Here is a 22,963-nt window from a genome sequence, read left to right on the forward strand (position 1 = left end):
AGAGGCACGGGTGCTTCAATGCCGCGCAGTGTCCCGAAAGCTAGGATTTTGTTCTTGTTTTCTAATCTTCTTGTATAAAATTTACGACTTACTCTTGCTGTCTCTCTTTTTCGAAGTAGTGGCTGAAGCTGCCGATGGTAAGACCAGGGACCCAATCCTGAAGCTGACGAACAAAGCGACTGATGCCAACCGCCTTGGCCACAGACTGAGGCATGATGCTCAGGAAGGCGTCCGGATCCAGATTCAAGTTGCGCAACTGGATCATGGGCACAGAAGTTTCCCGCAAAAAGTCCCGCCAGGCCGCCAGTTCTTCCGGCCGGTCATTCAGGCCGGGAAACAGCAGCATATTCAGGGATATGCTGACGCCTTTGCCCTGGGCGTAAGCAATGGATTGCTTTACGTCATCCAGAGAGTAGGAGGAACGGTAATAGGCCTGATAAGTGGCCGGAATGGCGCTGATGATGCTGACCCGCATGCTGTCAAGGCCGGCGTCGACGATGGCCCGGATTCCTTCCGTAAAGCCGGCGTTGGTATTGATATTAATGATCCCACGTCCGGTCTTTTCCCGCACGGTCCTGATGGCTGGCGCGATCTGGGCATAGGCCAGGGAAGGTTCCCCCTCGCAGCCCTGACCAAAGCTGATGATTGGCTCCGGAGCGTAAGTCAGGTGATAGGCGGCCACAGCCGCGATCTCTTCACTGGTAGGGCTAAAGTCGATCCGGTTTTGGGGGGACGGACAGCATTCGGCCGGCTGCAGGGAGATACAGCCGAAACAGTTGGCGTTGCAAACCGGTGAAGCGGGAATGCCGGCTTCCCAGCGGCGATAGAACAGATTCTGGGCCGTGCAGCAGTGCCAAGTCAAAGAACAGCGGGCTAACTGTCTGACAATCCGGTTGTCGGGAAGCTCTTTTTCCACTGCCTTGACCTTTTGCGCCAGGTCCGGCGAATTATAGCGCCAAGGATGCCATTTATGGTTATTGTCGGTCTTCATGGCGGCCACCATCATCTGGTCCTTGCGCAAGGCCACGGCGGCATAACCATAAAGAGGCAGAACCGGCGCTTCCTGCTGCCGGACAAAAGCCGGCAGCAGGGTACGGGTATAGCCCACCGGCAGCATGGCCGCCACAGCCAGCAGAGGGCCGGCAATAGGCTGAATCTGCCCCTTGCGGGCTGCCAGTGCGCTTCTTCCCGGCAGGAACATTAACTCCGCCCCTTCAGGCAGCGGAATTACATCCTTGTCGGTCAATACCGTCTGGTCATACCCACTCCGGCCAACAGCCTGATACCCGGGAGCATCGTAGATTTCCCCTTTGGAGTCTGCGTATAATGCAGTCAGCATGCCGTTCCCCCTACTTGTTAAACTCATTCATGGCTTTAGTCGCCCCATGTTTTAGGATATACTCTACGGCATCAACCGCTCTGGTAATGCTCGCTTCCATGGGGGCTTTTTCCTCGGCAGTAAACCGGCCCAACACATAATTGGCGGTCTCCCAGCCGGCAGGTGGACGGCCGATGCCGACCCGCATCCGGATAAAGGTATCTTTATCCAGATGCACCAGCAAGGATTCAATGCCCTTGTGGCCGCCGGAGCCTCCCTGGAGTCTGAGCCGCAGTTTGCCGGTTGGCAGATCCATGTCGTCGAAGACTACGACCACATCCTCCGGCTTTAACTTATACCAGTTAAGCACCGAAGCCACAGCCACTCCGCTTAGATTCATATAGGTCTGGGGCTTCACCAGGATCACCGGTTCAGCACCGCCCCGATATTCGCTGACCAGAGCTTCATGTTTAAAGCGCCAGTTCTCACACTGCCAGCGCTCAGCCAACTGATCTAAAGTTATAAAACCCACGTTATGCCGGGTCTGGCTGTACTCCTGTCCCGGATTGCCCAATCCCACAACTACCTTCATCAGATTCACCAACTTTATCGGAGACCGTTGAAAAAGGCCCATCTGCGTCGTTGCTCCTGCGGGCGGGCGTTCGACGTACCATCCGAACGTACAGTCTCACGCCCGTCCTCGTCGCGCCTAGCATCTGAGCCTTTTTGAACGGTCTCTATATTATATTAAAATGATTACTCGTTAAACAGCTTGCTTACGGATAAATCGCCATAAATACGGATAAGAGCTTCGCCAAACAAAGGAGCCACAGACAATACTTTCACCTTGGCGGTGCGTTTTTCCGGCAGCACCGGAATGCTGTTGGTCACCACCAATTCTTTAATACAGGATGCTTCGATGCGCTCAATAGCGGGAGGGCTAAGCACCGGATGGGTACAGCAGGCATAGACTTCTTTGGCCCCATGGGCCTTTAAAGCGGCGGCGCCTTCCGACAAGGAACCGGCCGTATCGACAATGTCATCTACGATGACAGCGGTTTTTCCCTCTACCGAACCGATCAGGTTCATGACTTCGGCCACACCAGGGGCCGGACGCCTTTTTTCGATGATGGCGATAGGAGCATGGAGACGGTCGGCCATTTGTCGGGCGCGGGTCACGCCGCCCAGGTCGGGGGATACCACCACAATATCACTGAGTTTTTTCGATGTAATATAATCAGCCAGGATCGGCACTCCCAGCAAATGATCCACCGGAATGTCAAAAAAGCCCTGGATTTGACCGGCGTGCAGGTCCATGGTAACCACTCGGGTCACCCCGGCCACTGTCAGCAGGTTGGCCACCAGTTTGGCCGAAATCGGTTCCCGGCCACGGGTTTTCCGGTCTTGGCGGGCATAGCCGTAATAAGGAACCACGGCTGTAATGTGCCGGGCCGAGGCCCGTTTGACCGCATCCACCATAATTAAAAGTTCCATCAGGTTTTCATTGACCGGCTGACAGGTGGGCTGAACAATAAAGACATCAGCACCCCGTACGCTTTCATCTACCAGGACCTGAATTTCCCCGTTATTAAACCGTCCCACAAAAGCTTCGCCTACGGAAAGTCCCAGATAAGCCGCGATTTCATCTGCCAGCTCACGGTTCGCATTACCGGTAAGGATCCTGAGTTTTTTCTCGTCTTCTAACACCATGTCGTTTTTCTCCTCCAGAATTAAGATCAGCCTGGCTATTTCTTGACCCAGCCCTCAATATTGGTTTGGCGGGCACGGGCCACCCCTAATGAAGCGGCAGGCACTTCTTTGGTTATAGTCGATCCGGCAGCTACATAAGCGCCCTGCCGGACAGTCACAGGCGCAACCAAATTGGCATTGCAACCGATGAAAGCGTCATTCTCTATTGTTGTGCGGTATTTTTTCTTACCGTCGTAGTTCACGGTAACAACACCGCAGCCGATATTAATTCCGGACCCCATGTCGGTATCGCCGATATAGCTCAAATGAGGAATTTTGCTTCCTTCACCCACATGGGAATTCTTCACTTCCACAAAATTTCCGATCTTCACGCCGTCCGCGAGGACCGTATCCGGCCGAATATGGACATAGGGGCCGGCTGTCACATGATTGGCGATACGGCAATCATGGGCATAGGCAAACTGAAGGGTAACCTGATCGCCGATGCTTGAGTTTTGAATGCGGGTATTGGGACCGATCTTACAGCCGGAACCAATCACTGTGTCGCCTTCGATCCAGGTGAAGGGATAGATGACGCTGTCGGCGCCGATCTCTACGGCAGCATCAATAAACACACTGGCCGGATCCATGATGGTAACGCCGCTTTCCATCAGACTGTCGAGTTTTTTCCGACGCAGGATGGTTTCGGCCTGAGCCAGCTGCAACCGGGAATTAACGCCTAAGGTTTCTTCAAAATCAGGCGCCGCCACTGCCGCCACCGGCAGTCCTTTCGCGCGAAGAATGGCGATGCAGTCGGTGAGATAATATTCGCCCTGGGCATTATTGCAGGTCAGTTCATCCAGGGCGGCAAACAAATGCTGTTGCTCAAAGCAATAAATAGCGGTGTTTACTTCCCGGACAGCTAATTCCGCCGCATCGGCATCTTTCTGCTCCACGATTTTCACCACCTGCCCCGCCCCGTCGCGGACCACCCGCCCGTAACCGGTAGGATCGGGCATCAGGGCCGTCAGCACCGTAGCCGCCGCCCGGGAATTTGCGTGGACCCGCTGCAACAGTTCCAGCGTATCCCGGCTCAAAAGCGGTGTGTCACCGCAGAGAATCATCACCGTTCCCTGCTTTCCGGTTAAAGCCGGCTTGGCCTGCATCATCGCATGGCCGGTTCCCAGCTGTTCGGCCTGCACTACGAATTGAGCCTGCCCGCCGATTGTTTCAGCGACGCTTTCAGCGCCAAAGCCGATAACTACAATGCATTGATTGGCGCCGGCGCCCCGCGCCGCATCCAGCACGTGTTGCACCATAGGCTTGCCGCCCACTGTATGCAGCACTTTCGGCAATGCCGACTTCATGCGGGTTCCTTTGCCTGCCGCCAGTATCACTGCCGTAATATCCGCCATCCTAGTTCCTCCTATCCACTATCAGGCCAGTATCATTATATAACTGCTGTTGCCCACTCTGTAATCTTTCGCAAGCGGGCAACCATAAATGATTTCTCTTGTTTTTTTTCACTTTCCTGCTAAAATCCTACAATAGGAAAAAAGTTTCAATGCAAATTATTTCTTATATAACCCGAACCGTATACCCTTCCTGGCGCAGTGTCGTCAAAATGGTTTCGGTATGCATGGCATCCTGGGTCTCCATGCTGACTTCCACTACGGCCTGCCCCAGGGGCACGTTCCGTTCCACCCGGTCATGGTATACATGGACCACATTGGCCTGGAGCTTGGCGATAATGGTCATGAGCCGCTGCAGAGCACCAGGCCGGTCCAGCACCAAGGTGGATATTCTGACCCGGCGGCCGGCCTTCACCAGGCCCCGTTCAATAATCCGGGAAATAAAGTTTACGTCTATATTGCCGCCGGAAATAACGCAGGCTACTTTGCCCTTGGCCGGCAGCTTATGATGCAGCATGGCGGCCAGGCTGACCGCCCCGGCCCCTTCCACCATCAGCTTGGCCCGTTCCAGGAGCATAAGGATGGTTCCGGCAATAGCCTCATCGTCCACTACCACGATATCATCCACATATTTTTCCACCAGGGACCAGGTTATATCGCCCGGCATCTTGACCGCAATGCCGTCGGCGATGGTAGAAGCCTCAACGGTAGCCTTAAGAGACTGGGCGCGTTTTGACATATACATAGCCGGCGCACCTTGGGCCTGCACACCGTAGACCTTCACATGGGGGGCGCGCTCCTTCACCGCCAGAGCAATACCGGCAATCAGCCCGCCGCCGCCTACCGGCGTGACAATTGCAGCAACATCCTCCAGCGCGTCCACGATCTCCAAGCCGATAGTACCCTGGCCGGCAATGACGTCCCGGTCATTAAAAGCATGAATATAGGTTTGGCCGGTCTGAGCCTGAAGCTCCTGAGAACGCTGATAGGCTTCGTCGTAAACGGTTCCCGCCAGGACCACTTCCGCCCCATAGCCGCGAGTGGCAATGACCTTGGCCAAAGGCGCTGTCTCTGGCATGACAATAGTGGACTTAATGCCGGCCAGCGTGGCGGCATAGGCGACTCCCTGAGCATGATTGCCGGCTGAAGCGGCAATCACCCCTTTTTCCCGTTCAGCCTGGGAAAGAGACTGTATCTTATTATAGGCGCCGCGAATCTTAAAGGAGCCGGTCTTTTGCAAATTCTCCAGCTTCAGATGCAGATCGCAGCCGGTCATGTCGCTGAAAGTGCGGCTCCGGTCAAGGGGCGTGTCATGGACCACCTCTTGCATCCTTTTTTTAGCCTGCTCGATATCCCGAAGCGTCAATGACTCCATTTGACATCCCCCACATCATATTGGCATTTTGGGTGTAATGACGACTTTTTTAGTTTGTTCATCTACTTCGGATAAAATAAGCAATGTGACATAATCATCCACCAGTTTATGTTCCGGTTCGCTGGTAGCCACCAAAACGCCAGTTCCGACCACTTCGGCGCCTACTTCCCGGGCCAGATCAATCATTCCCCGGGCCGTGCCGCCGGCTTTCATAAAGTCATCGATGATGAGCGCTTTTGCCCCGGAGGCTAAAGCCCGTTTGGGCAGAGACATGGTCTGAATGCGCTTGGAGGAACCGGTCACATAGTTGATGCTGACGGCCGGTCCTTCGGTGACTTTGCTGCCGCGGCGCACAATGACCAGGGGAATATTAAAGGCTCTGGCAGTCATCATGGCCAGGGGAATCCCCTTCGTCTCCACTGTCATCACTACATCCGGCGAGGTATGAGCGAACAGGGTCATGAATATTTCTCCTACCCGGGCCATCCGGTGAGCATCATAAAGTATATCGGACATGTATAAAAAACCGCCGGTAATAATGCGGTCTGAGGTCGACATCTTTTCCGACAGCTCAGTCAAGAGGCTGCCCATAGAGTCCATAGACCGGCAGGGCAGGTAACGCACCCCGCCGGAGGCTCCGGCCACAGTCTCCAGTTTTCCCAGTCCGAATTGTTCCAGAGACTGGCCAATGGCTTCCATATCTTCCGACAGGGTGGACTTCGCGGCTTCAAACAAGGTGCTGAAATAGCTGAGAGAAAATAACTGACTCGGTCTGCTGGTCAGTATTTTAGTGAGCGCGACGCGGCGCTCGGTGCGTTTAATCTTTTCGGTCATGGCATCCTCCTGGGAGATTGCCGCAAAAAGCCCATCTGCGTTGTTGCTCCTGCGGGAGCGCGCTTGCCGTACCCTTTCGAACGTACTATCTGCGCGCGCTTCCTCGTCGCGCTGTATCAGAATTTGTGACTTTCCGGGAGATTGGTGGTAGCGGATATTTTTCTCATAGGCCGAAAAGTCACCTAAATTCTTCAGTACGGCAACGCAAACGTTGCTCTTACCTAGCATCTGGACCTTTTGCAGCAATCTCCAACTGTAGAAACTATAGTTGATTCTGCATTTGACATTCTCTGTCCAGTCGGTAATCCCTGCACAAAGATTGCGAACTTTACACAAAACCACGCGGGAGGAAAGCAGCAGCTGCTATCCGTCCGGCGTGGTTGTTTTCATTTATGAGTCGGCAGCAAATCCCGAAAACGATCATTCACCAGTTTCAGGTCACTGGGTTTATCGACATCAATGCCTAGTTCCGGATAACCTGATTGGATGACTGTCCCCCGGATCTGCAGCAAGTCTGACACCCGTTTTTCAACCAGTTTCAAGCTGAGAGTCCGGGTTAAAAAGCGCCAGATAAAGGTCCATCCCAAGATGCAGCATAGTTTCCAGGGATTTTTGCGATGCTCAATCAGACGGTTGCCGATGGCCAAACAACTAGGTACAATTGCAGGATTTACTAAAAAAAGATTGCCGCCGGTAAAGACGCCTTCCCTAAGTCGGACATAGGTCCTCCTGGTCCCGGGGTAATACCGTTCATTCATCTCACGGTTCACGATAGGATAGTATAAATCCGCGTCAATCATAGAGCAGTTCGCCAAGAAATCATTCACTGCCGCCGCGGTCAGAAGAGGGATATCCGCTGTGGCCACAATGACCTTATCCTGATGTCCCAGCGCGTTCATGCCAATCATAATGGTCTCCATGATGGTCCTTCCTCCGGCCAGCAGGGTAGTATTAGCCGGAAAGCGGCAATTTGCGAGAGCATCAGGACCACAGACGAAAATCCGGTCAATTTTATGACTGTCAGCCAGGGCCTGAGCGACAAATGTCACCATCGGCCTGCCGTCAATTTCAATAAGCGCCTCATATCGCTGCGGCGACACCCCAGCCAAATCTTTTCTGTTTTCTCCCCCCGCCAGAATGATGGCGTCATACATGGATTGAGTTCCTCCGTGTTATTCCTATTCTGTACAATCCATCTGTCGCCTCGCAACAGGGACCGTTCAAAGAGGTCCAGATGCTAGGTAAGAGCGATGCTCAGCATCGCCGTACTGAAGGATTTAAGGAACTTTTCAGCTTTAGCAGAAATCTTCTATTACCACTTCCTCCTGAAAAGTTCTAAATTCTGTCAGAAGGTCGAGGACGCGCATGAGACTGTACGTTCGGGAAGGTACGTCGAATGCGCGCCCGGAGACCTGACAACGCAGATGGGCCTTTTTCAACGGTTCCCCTCTTCGGTTTTGGTGCGGCGCTCATCCAGGTCCAGCAGCAGGGTTTGCTCGGAATTCTCCATATGCTCACGGGCTAGCTGCTGAGCCAGATCCGCATTGCGCTGAGCGATGGCTTCCACCATGCGGCTGTGTTCTTCCAGGGTCCGCTTCATGCGCCCGGGATACTGCATGGAAATCGAGCGGAACCGGGTAAATTGTTCCCGTAAATTGCTGATAATGCCTACTAAACGGTCATTGCGGCTGGCCCGATACAGAATGTCATGAAACAGAGTGTCAGCTTCGATCAGCTTTTCAATATTGCGCTGTTCAATATGGGTGCTGATCTCAACCAGGGCCCTTTCCAGGGCTTCCATTTCTTCTTCGGTAATACGCTCTGCGGCCAGGCCGGCGGCCAGCACGTCGAGAGCCATGCGAATTTCGTATATTTCATTGATATCCTTGATGGACACATCCGCCACATAAGCACCGCGACGCGGCACCATAATCACAAAGCCTTCCAGCTCCAGTTTGCGGATGGCTTCCCGAACCGGCGTGCGGCTGACTCCCAGTTCTTCCGCCAGTTGGATTTCCATCAGCCGTTCTCCGGGTTTCAGCGCCCCGCTGATGATGGCTTCCCGTAACGCTTCACTGACCACTTCCCGCAGCGGCTTGTAGCTGTCTAATTTTATAGGCAATAACCGGCGTTCCATGACTATGTCCCCCCACAAATCAATCTCGAGGAGACCGTTGAAAAAGGCCCACCTGATTCTAGACTGCAGATGAGTTTACAACGGTCTTTTAACGGCGGCCGGCAATTGTACTGGTTACATACACCTGCGCCTGAAATTCTTTTTTTATTGCCTCTGCGATGGATTCAGCCTGTGACTGATCAGCCGCCACACCGAACACGGTGGGCCCGCTGCCTGACATTAGGCTGTTTATCGCGCCATGCCGGATCATTGCACTTTTTAGCCTGCCGATATCCGGGTGGTCCATTAGGGTCACTGTTTCCAAAACGTTCCCCAGGCGTCGGGCGATTCCGGCAGCATCACTGCTGCGGATGGCCTCCAGCATACCATCTGTATCCGGATGATGCAGCGCGGCATCCGGACGATAACGCTGGTAAACGGAAGCGGTAGAAACAGCCACCGGCAATTTGGCCAGTACCAAATGCAAAACCGGCGCATCAGGCAAGGGCTGTAACAGTTCACCCCGGCCGGTAGCCAGCATAGTACCCCCATATAAACAGAACGGAACATCCGATCCCAGTGTCGCCCCCAGTTCAGCCAGGCGATTCAGTGAAAGATTGAGCCGCCATAAGCGATTGAGTCCCAGCAGCACAGCCGCGGCATTAGCGCTGCCGCCGGCCATGCCGGCGGCAACCGGAATTCGCTTATACAGATGAATGTGAACCCCTTGACGCAGACGACAGGTCTCTGCTAGTAAGACTGCCGCCCGGCAGGCCAGATTGGTCGAGTCCATCGGTACAGCATCGTTTGCCTGATCCGATGCTGTATCAGTCGTCAAAGCAATGCCGTCAGAAGCGTCCTGGCAAGTCAGCCTGACTGTATCAGCCAGGTCGATAGCCTGCATGATCATCTTTACTTCGTGGAACCCGTCTTTTCGTTTATAGAGTACATCTAAGGTAAGATTAATTTTAGCGTAGGCTTCCAGCTGATATGTATCCATTACTCCTCTACTCTTCGACAGCCATCTTCTTTAATTCAATTGTCTCCTGCGTGGTCAGAATTTTATCCAGATTTAAAAGAATGATCAGTCGGTCCTCCAGTTTACCCACACCGTGAATATACTGGGAATCCAGAATAAAGGCGGGGGGCGGCGGCTCGACGTTATTGGCCTGAAGCCGGACAACCTCAGTCACAGCATCCACAATAACCCCCAGGGTCTGGCCGCTGATTTCGATGATGATAATCCTGCTGTCCTCATTATGGTCCGAGGCCGACAGTTGGAATCGCTTACGCAGATCTACAATAGGGATCACCCGTCCCCGCAAGTTGATAATGCCTTCAACAAAAACCGGTGTGTGGGGCAGTTTGGTAATCGACACCATCTTGTTGATCTCTTGGACTTTAGTGATGGGCAATCCATATTCTTCTTTGTCCAGCTTAAAAATAACCAGTTGTAATTCTTGAGCGGATTGTTGCTGTACTTTTTCCATACGACACCTCCGGATTTAATCATAAAGTCTGCTGTCCATAGCTTCTTAGGCATGCTTCATGTATATTGTACCCTGTCGAGGTATCGCCTGCAACTGTCAACTCGGTAGTTTACGGCATTTTTTTCATTTTTATTGGTTTTATTTTACAAAACGGACGAAAGAAAATCACTTGCTTAAGGCTGAACAGGCCCCCACCGCCTGCTGTTCCGGCAGCTGCCACTGTCCGGAAAAATCGGGCCGGGCGGAATCGTCTCGCCAGGCTTGACGATAGTCCTCAATAGCCTCCATGACCACATGGTATTTCTCGTAGAACACAATGATCAAATCGTCGGGTTGCGCGTTTTCAAGCGCTGTCCGCACTGCATCAGTCTCAGACAGAACCAGATGGATCTTGTTTTCCGGGAATCCCGCTTCTATGACCCCCGCCCGCAAGAGTCCCGCTGTTTCCCCCGGCAGCCTGCCTCGCAAGTCCTGGTCTTCCTTGATATAGATCATATCAAATCCCTTGCCGGCAATACGGCCGTTATTCATAATCACGTCATCCCGGCGATCGCCGGGGGCGGCTATGACTCCTACCAGCCGTTTGGCTCCCAGGCGTCGGCTGGTATCAATGATAGCCTGGTATCCGGCCGGGTTATGACCATAATCCACACAGATTCTAAAATCGTCCAGCCTGATGATATTGAGCCTGCCGGGGTTTTCCGCGAAACCGGACAATCCCTGGCGGATGCTCTCCAGGGGCAGCTTAAGACTATAACAGGCAGCAGCGGCGATGATGGCGTTTTGCAAATTGTGCAGGGCGATTCCTCCCAAAGTAGCCGGAATTTCCTCGGCTTTGATGATCGCCTGAGCCTGATTCCCGGTAGCGGCGTAAACAATTCCATCCTTGACGAAAAAAGCCGTGCCGCCTATTCCTAAATGCCGCCGTACTAAGATATTGTCCTCGGCCGTACTAAAGTAGACGATCTCGCCCCGGGCTCTGGCGGCTAGTGTGCCGGCACGGGCGTCGTCGGCATTGACCAGGGCATAGCCCTCAGACTTGACCGTCTCCAAAACCAATGCCTTGGCATAGGCCAAATCATCCATATCTTCGATGCCATCCTGGCCCAAATGGTCTTCGGTAATATTGGTAATGATGCCCACATCACAGCGGTCAAATGCCAGCCCGCCGCGCAGAATCCCGCCCCGGGCGGTTTCAAGCACTGCCACCTGGACGTTTGAGTCGGACAAAATGAGCCTGGCGCTGGCCGATCCGGTGGTATCGCCGTCCATGACACATTGCCCGTCGATATAAATTCCGTCCGTGGTCGTCATGCCCACTTTGTAGCCAGCCTGCTGCCAGATATGGCCGATCATACGGGTGACCGTAGTTTTACCGTTGGTACCGGTAATAGCAATCACCGGTATCCTTCCCTGATCCCCGTCGGGGAATAAAGATTCAACGATCTGTCCGGCCACATCACGGGGTTTACCGGCGCTGGGGTAGTGATGCATCCGGATGCCGGGAGCGGCGTTCACCTCAATGATCGCCCCGACTTGTCGCAGAGAGCGGGTAATATCCGGCGTTACAACGTCAATGCCGGCCACGTCCAGACCAAGCACCCCGGCGGCCCGCTCAATCATGCGGCCGGTCTCGGGATGGACAATATCAGTGACATCCACTGCCGTACCGCCGGTGCTCAGGTTGGCATTTTCCCGGATCACGACGGTTTTATCCGCCAATGGTACCGATTGGCCGTTGAGTCCTTGTTTAGCCAGCACCACCATAGCTACGGCATCCATTCGTATTTTAGTCAGGGATTTTTCATGGCCATCACCCCGGCGGGGATCGGCATTCACCGTATCGATCAACTGCTCCACCGTGCTGACGCCGTCTCCCGTCACATAGGCCGGCAGCCGCTCGGCTGCCGCCACCAGTTTACCGTTTACCACACACAGCCGGTACTGCCGGCCGCTGATAAACTCCTCTACAATCACCCGTTCGTCATATTCGCGGGCAATGGCAAAAGCCCGTTCGGCTGCGGCATAGCTCCGGACGTCCAGAGTGACGCCCTTGCCTTGATTGGCATTGACCGGTTTAATGGCCACAGGCCTGTCTAAGTAAGCTAAAGCGTTAGCCGCTTCAGAAGGGGCGGTCACCACCATCCCTTCCGGCACCGGCAGGCCGGCATCAGCCAGCACCTGTTTGGTCAAGTGTTTATCCCCGGCCAGATCCGAAGCTAGCAACCCGGTTTTATTAGTGACAGTCGCCCATACCTTTCGCTGTTTACAACCATAGCCCAATAGCAGGAGATCTTCTGAGCCAATCCGGGTCACTGGAATATTCCGTTGGCAGGCCGCATCGTATATGGCCTGAGTGCTTGGTCCCAGCCGGTCGGCATCCTTCATCGCCCTCAGCCGGGCAATAAGATTTGGGAGATCCGCAGCCGGGTTTTGTTCTTGCGCTCCATAGGCGGCAAGCAGAATGTCAAGAGCGGTTTGAGCGGCCGCCCTGGCCAGAGACTCGGACTGATAACCGACGACTACATTATAGATTGCTTTTTCGCCGCTCCATCGGGCTTTGCCGAATCGGATGTCGCAACCGGCCAGAGTTTGAAGTTCCAGAACGATATGTTCAAAAATGTGGGCCCCATAGGTACCCTCCCGCAAACGCATGACAAAGCCGCCAGGCAGGCCATAAGAACACTGATGTTCAGCCAGGCCAGGCAGCCAGGCCAGCAGCTTATCGACAAAATCCCCGAAAGCGTTACTGGCAATGCTTTCGTACCCGCCTAAATCCAGCCTCACCTGCAGCACCGGGCGATAGCTGTAGAGATTCGGCCCCTTTAGGGTTCGTACCGACAAGATCTTCAAAATGTTTGACACCTCTTTTATTTTTGCAAACTCATGAGCCGTCTCGAGCCAGAGACCGTTCAAAAAGGTTCAGATGCTAGGTAAGAGCACCGCCTGCGTTGCCGTACTAAAGGAATTTAAATGACTTTTCGGCTTATAAGAAATCATTCGCTACTGCCTATCTCCCGAAAAATCACAAATTCTAATGCAGCGCAACGAGGACGGGCGTGAGACTGTACGTTCGCAGGGTTCGGCGAAAGCTGGAAAGAAGCGAAGCCTCATGAAAGTAGGAGAAAGTAAGGTGCTTTTCGAGTAGTCACAACGAAGTAGCTATCTAAAATAACCCGAAAAGTACTACTTTCTGAACTACCCGCCTCAGGAAGCGACGATGCAGATGGGCCTTTTTCAACGGTCTTCCACCATAAATGGTTGACGACGTCTTATATCAAAGCCGAATCCTGCCGGCAAAATGTGCAGGAGCACGTTAGTAAGGGCCAGCGGGTCATTCGGTTGGGACTCGGATATATTGGAGTGCAGGATCTGTTTGCCGTCGGCAATGGTTACAGTCTGGGTACCAACCACCGTCGAGCGCCCCTGAGGATTTACCAGGAGAGCAGTATCTTCATCAATACCCACCCCCAGCACAAAGGGGTTTTGCGCCACCGCCGCCAGGATCCGGTTCATCCGTCCCCGTTGGGCGAAATGCTGGTCAATTACTACATCGGTCAAAAGTCCCATGCCATGGGCCATGCTGAGACTGGACTTTTTGGGAGTATCGCTGGAGTCCCCTTCCACGATCATGGTATTGCTCATCACTGAGGCGCCGGCGCTTGTCCCGGCAATAACTGCTCCTCTGGCGTGAGCCCGGCGTATGGCCTCATCGGCGCGGGTGCCGCCAAGGATGCTGGTTAGCCGCAATTGGTCGCCGCCGGTGATGAAGATCCCGGTGGCACTGTCGATTTCCCCGGCCTGGCACCGGTCGTTGGCAGTCTCCCGGTCATCAATGTAAATGATAGAGCAGGAAACCGCGCCCAGGTTTAAAAACAGGCTGCGATATTCACTGCCCACTTCCCGGGGATACTCAGTGGCAGTGGTGATCACGGCAATCGCAGCCTCCCGGCCTTGGGCCAGCGCCAAAAAATGGCGCAATATCAGACAATCACCCTGCTTGTCCTCATTGCCGCCGATGACCAGCAAGTCGCCTTCCCCTTTCCCCATCGCCAGCTTCTCCTTTTGCCACAACAAATTCTTGTCTTGTAATTTCTCGATCTGTATTATTTTTGCCAATTCCGGCGGAATTTTATGCAAAAATTGCATCCGGTAAACAGCTGACGGCCAACTGACCAATTCTCAGTCGAAAGCATATACTATCGCGGAAAGATCTCCAGATTCGAGGTTGCAGACGAATTTTACAACAGATTCCTAATATTTTAAGAGAGGAGTGAAAAAATGATTATCCGAATGCTGGGAAAAGAGTCTGAAATCCAGGTGTCTCGGGAACGCGCCGTCAAGACCGCCGCTCAGGGCCGGATCCTCATTGTAAGATCCAGCCGTCTTTTGACCTTATATAACGGCAATACCCCGATGCGGCAATTTCCGGTTGCCTTAGGCAAGGTTGCCACCCCCACCCCTTTAGGTAATTTTGCTATAGCCAGTAAAATCGTCAATCCGGGCGGAGTTCTTGGCACCCGCTGGATGGGTCTGAATTTTGACGCTTATGGCATACACGGGACCAATAAGCCTGCTTTAATCGGGTCCTACGTCTCCAATGGATGCATCCGGATGCACAACTCCCATGTGGAGGAACTGTTCTTCTTGGTGGGGATCGGCACGCCGGTCTGGATCCGGGATACACCGGCATAAACGTTCCGCCAAGTCCATCACCTTAGCCAGGCGCTTCACCATATAGGCGAGCACTGCCTGCCGTTCAGAGGCGTCAGCCAGCCATTCCGACGGTATCTCTTCTATGATCTCTGCCAGTTGTTCTTGGGTGATATCCCTAAATTTTACAGCATAGTGCATAATATCATCGGCTGTAAAATAGTATTTGAGCAACATCCGAAAGGAGCGGCGATAATCAATATGAATTTTATCGGCCAAAAGAGCCAGAGAGTCGGTTGTCCAGCGGCCCCGCCGAAAGAGATGTGAATGATCAATGGCATAGATCCGGTATCCCTGATCTTCGCGGCGAATTAATAAATTTTTGTAATTCTGAGTCCGGTCCATATTGTGAAACAAATGATCGAAGAGCACTACCCCGGCCATTTGACGCTTATTGACTGCCCTGGGTAGATTAGCTTTCGTCACATAGCGGCTTCCGGCCAGAAACAATGAAGCGAAATGATATCCCGATCCGGCGGCGGAATGGGCCCGATGACGGTGAAACACTTCCCGGGGCTGGATAAAGATAATGTCACCCGACGGAAAACATAGGTCCGTCAAAATTCCCAATCTGGCGGCAATCAGTTCATTGACCAGGATTTTCGGGCCCAGGTGATTATTTTGCAATTTCACCACATAAACTTGTCTGTCATCCGCCAGAAACAGCTGCGGCGATGTTACTCCCAGGCCAACCGGTCCCAGATATCTGACGGCTTTTAACATATTGCACCCTCCTCCGGCAGACTCGAAAAGTGATTCTGTTTTTTTGCCGATTGCCGGCACTCTTTTTTTGCATTATTACAATATATGATCAACATACTATCTTATAACAAAAAAAGACCACGGTATGAACCGTGGCCTTCTCTTATCCTTTGGTTTCCAGCGGAAGCGTCCCTTGATCCAAGAGCCAGCCGGCAATCCAGCCGTTTGTCGAGCCATCGGGGAGCATCACCCGATACCATCCAAAGGCCTGTTCCCGCAGAGTGACGACAGTACCCTGATTTACTTTACTCACAATCGGAAAATTGGTACCCGGACCGCTGCGGACGTTGACTACTCTGCCGCTTACGGTAGCAGTTCCGTTGGTAGTCACCGGCGTACCGGCGGTAGGCACCAACGGAGTGACGATGGGTGTAACCGTTTCACTGACCGTGTCCGGCCCATACATGGTTTCACTGGCGACGGCCGTCACATCTCCGCCGCCGGTGGAAGAGGCGGATACTTTATCCGTAGTGGAGAGTGTGGCGCTGGGACTACCGGTATCGCTGACATAATCTACCGGCGTCAGAGCGTATACCTCCATTTGGGTGGTACTGACCACTCTAGCCCAAGCCTTAAAGACAATCGTTATGTGCACTTTCCGATCATCGTGCCGACGGTGGAAATCATAATCCACAAATTCCACGGCTACATCGGCAGTGGCGTCCATCTCCGGCCTGGCGCCTTCAATTTCGATATCCCGGGTCCAGCGGACATGTCTCTTCTCAAAAGCGTGTACCGGTTGGTTGGGCAAATCGGCCACATACATCACTTTTACCGCCAAATCGCCCCGGACTATGACTTTGTCGCGAATAACCGTTACTTCTTTTATTTCGAGATCTTTAATATAGACGTCGATGACCTGCTCAATCGGCGGCTTCCGCTCCGGTACAAACATATCGAATTCCAGGACCCGCTGCGCCATTTGCGCGCCCAGCACCTGTTCGACTTCAATTGTTTCCGGGCCGGGTTCAAAGCAGACGCATGCATCCTGATCCCCGTCAATAGTGCGGATATTGGCGGCATTTACTTCTTCACCTTTATCTTTTCCTGCTTTGGTATCTTCGCTCACGCATTTTTTCCCCCCTTCTTTCGGAGTTTCGGGAACTACTGTGTCCTTTTATCCTTTGGGTGTTGATGGTAGAGTATAACCGCCGCCGCCAAGCATTACCTCGCGGTCTGCCATAACTTTCGCGGTGATCTTCAATACGACAGAGACCATAAAGTCACGGAAGTAATGATGGTGGTGATGATGATCATTGCAGTTATCGTTATCATCGTTGTCACAATCCGAGTAATCGTTGCAGTCGTCATCGCAATCATAGTGATGATGCCGTTCATCGCGATGATGGTGGTGGTGATGCTTCTTGCAGCCGCAATCGTCTTCATCCGTATCATAGTCCACAAATTCGACAATTACGCTGGCATCTGCGTCCATGCCGCGTCGAGCGCCGGGAATTTCAATATCCTGGGTAAATCTGAAATGCCTTATTTCCACCGCATGAACCGGCTGGTCGGGCAGGGCTGCAACATAGATAGCCTTGATTTCGAATTCACCGCGCACGATCACTTTATCGGTGATGACTTCCACATTGCATACTTCCACGTCTTTGACAAAGACATCCACAATCTGTTCAATAGAGGGCTTGGGATCAGGAACCACTACCTCAATATCCAGAACCTTCTGCCGCTCTCTTTCGCCAATAATCTGGCGTACAACGATGCTTTGCGGTCCGGTCTCGGCTCCCAGGACGCACTGATTATTGTTTATATACGCGCGTTGATCTTTATCGTCCACACAGATTCCCCCCTTTATCGGTTTCTGTTTATATATATGCGCCGACTTCATGTTGTGTGCTACGTCCGACGGCTGTAGAAAATAGCTCAGCCGCGACATTGGCCTTATTTTCACTTTTCGGATAAAATCCCCTTGCCGGCAAAGATTAGGCCCGGTATGATATAGGAAGATACTCTGTATTTGAAAAATAGGAGGGCAATGACTTTGACGTTTGATATCCGACGTTTTTTGATGATTGGACTGGGCAGTATGATTTCCGGTATAGGAATCAATGCCTTTCTCGTGCCGCACCATATGCTGAGCGGTGGGATCAGCGGCCTGGCAATGATCTTTTACTTCCTGTTTAACTGGCCACTGGGCATGATGATTGCCATTGGCAATCTTCCTCTCTTTTATGCCGCTTATCGCCTGCTGGACCGGGAATATTTGTACTGCTCCCTATATGGCCTGCTGGTCTTTTCCCTATCCGTTGACGGCACCCGTTTTCTCGCTAATATCAACCTTGCTGACGATATCATGCTGGCCGCCATCTTTGGCGGCGTCATCTCCGGCATCGGCGCAGGCCTGATCTTCCGCAACAACGGAAGCTCCGGCGGCACGGACATCATCGCCATCATTGCTAAAAAATATTTCTCCCTGAACATAGGAATTGTGGTTTTTAGCATTAATTTTTGCATTATGCTGATCGCCGCTTTTCTCTTCGGCGCGAAACCGGCTATGTATACCCTGATATCCATGTACGTGGGTTCATCCGTGACTGACAAGGTCATTGAAGGATTTAACCGAAAAAAAACCGTTATGATCATCTCCGAACACAGCGGGGTAATCGCTCAGTCGGTCCTGAGCGAAGTAGGCCGCGGGGCTACTTTCCTGAACGGGGAAGGCGCTTATACCCGTCAGGACAAAAAAGTTTTATTTATCGTTGTGACTCTCACCCAGATTGCCCGCATTAAAGTAATCGTGGAAAAAATCGATCCCCATGCGTTTATGATTGTGCAGGATGCGGCAGAGGTAGCCGGCAAAGGCTTCAGCCGCCGTTAAGCGGGACGGTGACACGACAGGCTCAGTTTCAAGACTCTGAGCCTGACACTGATTCCCGGAACTGCATTGCCTGTCATCTCGCTGGAACATAACATTTTGACTTTTCATAGAATATAGCAGTGCTGCATGATATTTTATGAGGAGGTTTGTCTGAAATGAAGGGCATGGATAAGATGGACTACTGTAAGCCCAGCGGCGTCAATGATCTGGATAAATGCTGCCACCAGCCGAAATGGACCCATCAATGCGACTGCCAGGAAGATATGCACCACACGGATTGCTGCGAAATGCCGCCGATGAAATGCAAGACCGAAAAAGAATGCGTCAAAGTCTTTAAATGCTACTATAAACTGTACCGGATCTGTCAGTATCGCCTGTATAAGGTATGTCCACGCTGCGGTCAGGAATATGATTATTATCAGCAGCGAGGGGTGTGCAACCGCTGCGGTTTCTAGAGGGACCGTTGAAAAAGACCCATCTGCGTTATCAGATCTCCGGGCGGCTGTTCGACGTACCCTCCAAACGTACAGTCTCACGCCCGTCCCCGCCCTTCCTAGCATCTAGACCTTTTCGAACGGTCCCAGATTCTAGGCCGCAGGTGAGTCTTGCAACAGATTCTAGGATTTTCGTTAAACAGACGCACTGTTTACTTGTTATGTAAACAGTGCGTCTGTTTTGATGCCAGGCTGTAACCACTTATAGGTTTTCCTAAACTGTTTGTAAACTGCAATCTGATTTGTGTTGTCTGTTCTTAATTTGAACTGCTATTTTCCAATGAATTCCTGAACCACATACGCCGAACCCTTGGAATTGTAGCGAACGCCAAGTCCTACGTGGGTATAATTAGGATTCAGAATGTTGGCCCGATGTCCGGAGCTGCTCATGAATGCCTTTTCAGCGCCTTCTACGGTTGAGTTGATAGCCAGATTTTCACCTGCATGAACGTAACTCACGCCGTATTGCTTCATCCGGTCAAAGGGAGACTGACCTTCCGGATTATAGTGGGAGAAAAAGTTCCGGTCAATCATATCCTGGGCGTAGTCTCTCGCCAAAGCGGTCAAAGTGCCGTTTAAGGCAAGAGCCGGTAACCCGTTAGCCTGCCGGTCGGCATTTAAAAGTTGCAACGCCTTTTTCTCTGCGGCGGCGGACGATACAGCCGATTGGCCTGATCCATTGTTGCCGGCTGTGCCTCCTGGCGTAGTCTGCTTGTCTTCCTTCTTGTCTTTATGCCCTGCCAGAATGGCAACCAGTCCTAACGTCGCCAGACCTATCGCTACTTCTTTCTTCACGACACTATCCTTTTGTTCCGTATCGGAAGAAGGAGAAGCAGCATAGGCGGCCGTCAGGAAACTTCCACCAATCGACGTGACTGACAAGGTGAGGATTAAAAGACTACTAGCAAATAATTTGAGGATTGAGTTTGCTAGCACGGTATGCTCCACCTTTCGGTCTAAAATGATTAGTGGTTACAGCCTTGTTATATATATTCTCCTTTTATGTAAACTTTCCTGTTCCCTGGCCCTTTGTAAATAATACCTCTGTTGGGAGACCGTTGAAAAAGGCCCATCTGCATCACTCCATCCTCCTGTGGGCGCACGCTGTATCAGAATTTGTGACCTTTCGGAAGATAGGCAATAATACGGCAACGTAAGGGTTGCTCTTGCCTAGCATCTGGACCTTTTTGAACGATCCCTGTTTCGAGGCTGCAGATTTTTAAATCGGTCAGGCTGATACTGACAGTTCTTAGTACCCCTTCTAATAGGGAGTCTTAGGCATTCCCAGGCGGAACTTGCCGCGGGTTTCGACTCCGCCCACACCGTCTACGCCGGTTACTGAGGCGCTGATGGCATCGGTAATATCCACTGTCTTATGAATCGGCGTAAAAGCTACTTTTTCAGCGATAAACACCGGATCATAGGCGTGAATGAAAATCCGGGTAGGCGAGCTGGCAAAGTTGGCGCCGGCCTCCAGGATGGCCTCAAAATAGGATTGACAGGCGCCGGCGAAGATCACCAGATCATCCTTAGAGGGCTGAAATAAACGGGCAATACGGACCGACTGCACGAAATATTTGGAGTTGCGATAACTGTCCAAGCTGCGAAAATCTTTTTTGCTGCCGCCGGTTAAGGCGTCATGGCCGGTCAGTATGACTATGTCGGGACGGTATTCCTCCAGCAGCTTGGCGATTTGCTCGGGTTGCCTTGCCTCATCCACAAAAACCCCGGCAGCCTGGATTCGCAGCTGCTGATATGTTTTTAAACACATCTTAAGATAATCCTCGTCGCCATCAATGTGCAAAACCCTGCCGGGTACGTCAAAAACCGGATATTTTTTCCCTGTGTCGCCGCGCAGGAACTGGCTTTCTTCCCGCATCATCCCCCGCCGTTTCATCACCCGGTTCAGATTCTCATTATGGCTGTTTTCCATATCAATAATCGCCTTGCGCAGATGCTCCGCTCCAACCGGTTCCAGGTCGTGCTTGGGCGCATCAGCCAGCAGGCGCAGATGAAGGCCTTTCAGTACATATTCCTCCACACCGTCTTCGTTTTGCACACATTCGGTCACTTTGAATAAGATATCACCACCGTGGGATTTACGGATCACCAGATCGCCGACTTGTATCTCAGACACAAATGCCCCCTCCCTTCGCGTATTACATCTTATGACGGCTATGATCAAACTGCCACTTGAAGAAGGCTAAGCCCACCTGGCGCATATTTCCCGCATCACACTGTAGCAGAGAACTCCCCTGCTCCATATACTGTAATACAACTGAATAAATGCCGAATCTGCTGTCAGACTCATCTGTGCCCTCGAACCTGGAGCCGTTCAAAAAGGTCCAGATGCTAGGTAAGAGCAACGCCTGCGTTGCTGTACTGAAGAATTCAGGTGACTTTTCGCCTTACGAAAACTATCCGCCACTGCTGATCTCCCGAAAAGTCACAAATTCTGGTACAGCGCGAGGACGCGCGTGAGACTGTACGTTCGCAGGGTATGTCGGACGCGCGCCCGCGGGAGGCTGAAGTGACGCAGATGGGCCTTTTTTCAACGGCTCCCTGCGAGGTGATAGAGTGATATCCGTTGTAGTCCCGGCAAGGAACGAGGCAGGCCGAATCAGTATTGTTCTGCAAAACCTGGGCATACTTCCTGTCGATCATATTATCGTGGTACCAAATGGGTCGAAAGATGACACCATGCGGGAAATACTGCAAATGCGACTCCCCAAACTTCAAATCCTCTATTTTCATGATTCTCTGGGAATCGACACTCCCAGGGCCATCGGGGCCAAAGTGGCAGCCGGCTTGGGAAGCGACGTGGTGATCTTTGTTGACGGTGACATGGTAGGCACATTTTCGGAGAATATCATGGAACTGGCGGATGGGATATTATGTAAACATTTGGATATGGCCCTGACAAACTGCTACCCCTCGCCCCCTCGCCATATTGAACGACATAACCCCACATTTCAATGGCGCCTTAACCTCAATAAGGAGCTGGGGTTAGACAAGAAAATCGGATTAGCGACACCGGCTCACGGCCCTCACGCCGTATCCCGGCGATTTTTAGAGACCATCCCTCTGAAGGAATTGGCCATTCCCCCGGTAAGCATGGCGATGGCCCGTTTGCAGAAATTAAAAATCGATGTGGCAACCACCATTCCCCATTACCGTCTGGGATCATCCATTAAAAATCAAATTCATACCAATAAAATTATTGATACCATTGTCGGAGACTGTTTGGAGGCAATCGCGGCCTATAAAAACGAGCCCCGTACCCGCAAATGCCAAAACAACCATTATATCGGGTACCATGGTGACCGACGCTTTGATCTTATTAATGCTTTGTTATAACCTTTCTTCCCTTATGCCGCCCGCTCTGCGCAGAAAATCAACTCACCCCTGACCAAAGGACCCCCTGTCGGAATGACAGGGGGTCCTTAAATGAGGAGACCGTTGAACAAGGCCAGTGGCGGATATTTTTTTTCGCAAGGCGGAAAGCCACCTGAATTCTTCATCAGTACGGCAACGCAGGCGTCGCTCTTACCTGGCATCTGTATTCCAACTAAGTGGAGCGTACGCCAAGACGTTTCACTCCAGGCGCATAATTTTTTTCGTCGTGGGGGATTGTTCGGTTTTTTTCTATTCCCTTGTGGCTCATCCTCCTTGACTCTAGCCTTACATCGTTAGGTGCTTCCGTATTTGATAAAGTCGCACCACATCTGCATATCCTCTCCTTGCTTTTCTTTTGGATGTCGGACTTTTCCGGGTATGGTTATCACCTCTACTTTTGAGAATATCACTTTATTGGCTGCTCGTCAACAGAACCGTCCCCTTGAGTCACCTTTATGGGGTCAGCGGTCGTGCTTTGTTGTACACATTAGCCGAAAAAGGGAGCTTGTCGTTAGAGGATGTCCAAGT

21 protein-coding genes are annotated in these 22,963 nt (G+C 52.1%); 4 read left to right on the plus strand and 17 right to left on the minus strand.

Going from position 1 to position 22,963, the window contains the following annotated elements; translation table 11 throughout:
• Positions 1 to 88 precede the first annotated feature (88 nt).
• The 12 genes from ALO_RS08965 to ALO_RS09020 form a co-directional block, all read right to left on the minus strand.
• Complete coding sequence (locus tag ALO_RS08965) at positions 89 to 1,339, minus strand: radical SAM protein (protein WP_004095068.1); 1,251 nt, start codon at positions 1,337 to 1,339, stop codon at positions 89 to 91.
• 10 nt (positions 1,340 to 1,349) lie between these two features.
• Positions 1,350 to 1,952 carry an aminoacyl-tRNA hydrolase gene (gene pth / locus ALO_RS08970; protein WP_004095071.1) on the minus strand — a complete coding sequence of 201 codons (603 nt, stop codon included), beginning with the start codon at positions 1,950 to 1,952 and terminating at the stop codon, positions 1,350 to 1,352.
• A gap of 122 nt (positions 1,953 to 2,074) precedes the next feature.
• Positions 2,075 to 3,028, minus strand: coding sequence for a ribose-phosphate diphosphokinase (locus ALO_RS08975; RefSeq protein ID WP_040293040.1), 954 nt, complete (start codon positions 3,026 to 3,028; stop codon positions 2,075 to 2,077).
• Positions 3,029 to 3,063: 35 nt separating this feature from the next.
• Positions 3,064 to 4,422, minus strand: a complete 1,359-nt coding sequence (gene glmU / locus ALO_RS08980; RefSeq protein ID WP_004095079.1) for a bifunctional UDP-N-acetylglucosamine diphosphorylase/glucosamine-1-phosphate N-acetyltransferase GlmU — start codon at positions 4,420 to 4,422, stop codon at positions 3,064 to 3,066.
• A 163-nt stretch (positions 4,423 to 4,585) separates the two neighbouring features.
• Complete coding sequence (ilvA, locus tag ALO_RS08985) at positions 4,586 to 5,794, minus strand: threonine ammonia-lyase (protein ID WP_004095081.1); 1,209 nt, start codon at positions 5,792 to 5,794, stop codon at positions 4,586 to 4,588.
• A 15-nt stretch (positions 5,795 to 5,809) separates the two neighbouring features.
• Positions 5,810 to 6,628, minus strand: coding sequence for a pur operon repressor (gene purR / locus ALO_RS08990; RefSeq protein WP_004095083.1), 819 nt, complete (start codon positions 6,626 to 6,628; stop codon positions 5,810 to 5,812).
• 386 nt (positions 6,629 to 7,014) lie between these two features.
• Positions 7,015 to 7,782, minus strand: coding sequence for a nucleotidyltransferase family protein (locus ALO_RS08995; RefSeq protein ID WP_004095084.1), 768 nt, complete (start codon positions 7,780 to 7,782; stop codon positions 7,015 to 7,017).
• 281 nt (positions 7,783 to 8,063) lie between these two features.
• Positions 8,064 to 8,765: a GntR family transcriptional regulator gene (locus ALO_RS09000; protein ID WP_004095086.1), complete on the minus strand. Its 702-nt coding sequence runs from the start codon at positions 8,763 to 8,765 to the stop codon at positions 8,064 to 8,066.
• 88 nt (positions 8,766 to 8,853) lie between these two features.
• A complete protein-coding gene (ispE, locus tag ALO_RS09005) occupies positions 8,854 to 9,744 on the minus strand; it encodes a 4-(cytidine 5'-diphospho)-2-C-methyl-D-erythritol kinase (protein ID WP_004095097.1) in 891 nt (296 codons plus the stop codon).
• Between the two features lie 7 nt (positions 9,745 to 9,751).
• Positions 9,752 to 10,234: a chemotaxis protein CheW gene (locus ALO_RS09010; protein ID WP_004095098.1), complete on the minus strand. Its 483-nt coding sequence runs from the start codon at positions 10,232 to 10,234 to the stop codon at positions 9,752 to 9,754.
• A 165-nt stretch (positions 10,235 to 10,399) separates the two neighbouring features.
• Positions 10,400 to 13,087, minus strand: coding sequence for a cyanophycin synthetase (cphA, locus tag ALO_RS09015; protein WP_004095099.1), 2,688 nt, complete (start codon positions 13,085 to 13,087; stop codon positions 10,400 to 10,402).
• A 384-nt stretch (positions 13,088 to 13,471) separates the two neighbouring features.
• Positions 13,472 to 14,284 carry a cyanophycinase gene (locus ALO_RS09020; RefSeq protein ID WP_040293044.1) on the minus strand — a complete coding sequence of 271 codons (813 nt, stop codon included), beginning with the start codon at positions 14,282 to 14,284 and terminating at the stop codon, positions 13,472 to 13,474.
• A 231-nt stretch (positions 14,285 to 14,515) separates the two neighbouring features.
• On the opposite strand from ALO_RS09020, the gene ALO_RS21365 reads away from it, so the two are divergent.
• Positions 14,516 to 14,929 carry a L,D-transpeptidase gene (locus ALO_RS21365; RefSeq protein ID WP_193760809.1) on the plus strand — a complete coding sequence of 138 codons (414 nt, stop codon included), beginning with the start codon at positions 14,516 to 14,518 and terminating at the stop codon, positions 14,927 to 14,929.
• Here the strand turns inward: ALO_RS21365 and ALO_RS21745 are convergent.
• The 3 genes from ALO_RS21745 to ALO_RS09035 form a co-directional block, all read right to left on the minus strand.
• Complete coding sequence (locus ALO_RS21745; protein ID WP_004095103.1) at positions 14,813 to 15,670, minus strand: HipA family kinase; 858 nt, start codon at positions 15,668 to 15,670, stop codon at positions 14,813 to 14,815. The genes ALO_RS21365 and ALO_RS21745 overlap by 117 nt on opposite strands.
• Before the next feature lie 142 nt (positions 15,671 to 15,812).
• Complete coding sequence (locus tag ALO_RS09030) at positions 15,813 to 16,778, minus strand: SPOCS domain-containing protein (protein ID WP_004095104.1); 966 nt, start codon at positions 16,776 to 16,778, stop codon at positions 15,813 to 15,815.
• 48 nt (positions 16,779 to 16,826) lie between these two features.
• Entirely contained in the window at positions 16,827 to 17,504 is a 678-nt protein-coding gene (locus ALO_RS09035; RefSeq protein ID WP_004095105.1) for a DUF3794 domain-containing protein, read from the minus strand.
• 198 nt (positions 17,505 to 17,702) lie between these two features.
• On the opposite strand from ALO_RS09035, the gene ALO_RS09040 reads away from it, so the two are divergent.
• Positions 17,703 to 18,545: a YitT family protein gene (locus ALO_RS09040; protein ID WP_004095106.1), complete on the plus strand. Its 843-nt coding sequence runs from the start codon at positions 17,703 to 17,705 to the stop codon at positions 18,543 to 18,545.
• Between the two features lie 155 nt (positions 18,546 to 18,700).
• Entirely contained in the window at positions 18,701 to 19,000 is a 300-nt protein-coding gene (locus ALO_RS20800; protein WP_004095107.1) for a hypothetical protein, read from the plus strand.
• 309 nt (positions 19,001 to 19,309) lie between these two features.
• On the opposite strand, the gene ALO_RS09050 is transcribed toward ALO_RS20800, so the two are convergent.
• The gene (locus ALO_RS09050) at positions 19,310 to 19,975 is read right to left on the minus strand and encodes a CAP domain-containing protein (RefSeq protein ID WP_050806997.1); all 666 of its coding nucleotides are present in this window, start codon (positions 19,973 to 19,975) and stop codon (positions 19,310 to 19,312) included.
• A gap of 325 nt (positions 19,976 to 20,300) precedes the next feature.
• Entirely contained in the window at positions 20,301 to 21,176 is an 876-nt protein-coding gene (yabG, locus tag ALO_RS09055; protein WP_004095116.1) for a sporulation peptidase YabG, read from the minus strand.
• Between the two features lie 440 nt (positions 21,177 to 21,616).
• On the opposite strand from yabG, the gene ALO_RS09060 reads away from it, so the two are divergent.
• Positions 21,617 to 22,396 (plus strand): glycosyltransferase family 2 protein, encoded by a 780-nt coding sequence (locus ALO_RS09060; RefSeq protein ID WP_004095118.1) that lies wholly within the window; start codon positions 21,617 to 21,619, stop codon positions 22,394 to 22,396.
• Positions 22,397 to 22,963 lie beyond the last annotated feature (567 nt).

The organism is Acetonema longum DSM 6540 (assembly GCF_000219125.1).
Classification (GTDB): Bacteria; Bacillota; Negativicutes; order Sporomusales; family Acetonemataceae; genus Acetonema; species Acetonema longum.